The organism is Flavobacterium sp. (assembly GCF_024305175.1).
Taxonomy (GTDB): Bacteria; Bacteroidota; Bacteroidia; order Flavobacteriales; family Flavobacteriaceae; genus Flavobacterium.
The window spans coordinates 1-2,366 of sequence record NZ_JAMWYY010000110.1; the positions used below are offsets into that span (position 1 = coordinate 1).

The following is a 2,366-nucleotide window of genomic DNA, read 5'->3' on the forward strand; positions in this document are numbered from 1 at the left end:
ATTGATTATGAATGCAATTTAGATAATTTTCTTAAATAGATGAAAATTTTTTATTAACAGCATTGTCAACAAATTTTCGTGAATGCTACTTTGATCTTTTAAATGATTAATGGGTAAATTAAAGCCCAATTATTTTCCATCATATAAATCATATCCCTAAATTTGCCTACAAAAATTAAATCATACAAAAACTATAGTCAATATGAGTTCATTCGACGTAGCCGTAATTGGTTCGGGCCCCGGCGGGTATGTGGCAGCCATCCGTTGTGCACAGCTTGGGTTTAAAACAGCCATTATAGAGAAATACCCAACCCTGGGTGGTACCTGCCTTAACGTAGGGTGCATACCATCTAAAGCCTTACTTGACTCTTCACACCACTATCACGATGCCATTTCTCATTTTAAAGAGCACGGTATTGAAATTCCGGGTGAGGTAAAAGTAAACTTTGAGCAGATGATTGCCCGCAAGCAGGGCGTTGTGGAGCAAAATGTTAGCGGCATTAAATACCTTATGGACAAAAATAAAATTACGGTTCTTGAAGGTGTTGGCTCGTTTGAAGATGCAACTCATATAAAAGTGACTAAAGATGGTGGCGAGAGCGAAACTATAGAGGCTAAATACACCATTATAGCAACAGGTTCTAAGCCATCAACGCTGCCATTTATAAAAATAGATAAAGAAAGGATTATAACTTCTACCGAAGCGCTGAAGCTGAAAGAGATACCAAAACATCTTATCGTTATTGGCGGTGGCGTTATCGGCCTTGAGCTTGGGCAGGTTTACCTGCGCCTGGGCGCACAGGTATCTGTAGTAGAGTATCTTGACAGGATTATACCGGGCATGGATGGTGCGCTTTCTAAAGAGCTGACCAAAGTTCTTAAAAAGCAGGGTATGAAGTTCTACACCAGCCACAAAGTGAAATCGGTAGAAAGAAACGGTGCTAATGTAAAAGTGGAAGCTGATAACGCTAAAGGCGAAACCCTAACGCTTGAAGGTGACTACACGCTGGTATCAGTAGGGCGTCGTCCGTTTACGGATGGATTGAATGCTGACAAAGCAGGTGTAAAAGTTACCGAGCGCGGCATGATTGAAGTGAATGACCACCTGCAAACAAATGTTTCTAATATCTATGCTATAGGCGATGTAGTGCGTGGCGCAATGCTTGCACACAAAGCCGAAGAGGAAGGTGTTTTTGTTGCTGAAACCATTGCCGGGCAAAAGCCGCATATTGATTATAACCTGATACCGGGAGTTGTATATACCTGGCCTGAGGTTGCCGCTGTAGGTAAAACCGAAGAGCAGCTTAAAGAAGCCGGAGTAGAATATAAGTCGGGTAGTTTCCCGTTCAAGGCGCTTGGCCGTTCTCGCGCGAGTATGGATACCGACGGTTTCGTTAAGATACTTGCCGATAAGACAACAGATGAGGTTCTGGGCGTACACATGATAGGTGCCCGTACTGCCGACCTTATTGCTGAAGCAGTTACGGCAATGGAGTTCAGGGCTTCTGCCGAAGATATTTCAAGGATGAGCCATGCACACCCAACCTATGCCGAAGCTATGAAAGAAGCCGCGCTTGCCGCTACCGATAACAGGCCACTGCATTTGTAATTAGTTACATATTATAATTTAAAACCCGCTCCGATAAAGAGTGGGTTTTTATATATTTGTTTAAACTCTTAGAGTGTAATAATGGTAAACAAATACTTTTTTATATTACTAATATTTATTTTTCCACTTTCAGCAGAGGGGCAAAATGATGCTAATATAGAAACTCTTCAAATGCTTCAAAGTAAAATTATTCAATATATTGAGTTAATTGGAGGAAAGCCTGGAGAATGGATATATAATGAAAAAGTGGAAGGAGAATTTTTTAATTTTTCTGCGAGTAAAAATCCATTAGATTTTACGACGAAACATTTTATTATTGAAAATCCATATTATAATGAGGATTATAATTATTATGAAGACCATAATGAGAAAGGGAAAAATTATCCATTGTCTTATTCTGTAATTCTTGACGATAATTTGATTTCATTATTTCAGGACGGAAAATTTTCTTGTTATAATCTCGAAAGTTTTGAAAGAAATATTGAGTTTGAGAGTAAATTGAATACTAAAAAATTTAAATATCATTGGATAATTGATAATAAGTTATGTGCATTATCAGGAAGTAAAATTTATGAATGGAATAATGAAAAGTGGGTAAGATTGAAAACTAAAATTCCTTTAGATAAACAACCGAAATTATTTGAGGATGATGAATTTTTAGTTTTTTGTGATTGTTTTGGAGAATGGGGAGGTACTGTATATTTTTTTGATAAACTTTCAGAAGAAATATTTTTTACAAATTCAACTTGTGCTAATT

2 protein-coding genes are annotated in these 2,366 nt (G+C 37.7%); both read left to right on the top strand.

All coding sequences use genetic code 11. The features are described from left to right. Positions 1–202: 202 nt before the first annotated feature. Positions 203–1,609 (top strand): dihydrolipoyl dehydrogenase, encoded by a 1,407-nt coding sequence (gene lpdA / locus Q0K96_RS15025; protein ID WP_297334796.1) that lies wholly within the window; start codon positions 203–205, stop codon positions 1,607–1,609. Between the two features lie 81 nt (positions 1,610–1,690). Beyond that, a partial coding sequence (locus Q0K96_RS15030) for a hypothetical protein (RefSeq protein WP_297334797.1) occupies positions 1,691–2,366 on the top strand: 676 nt, incomplete at its 3' end.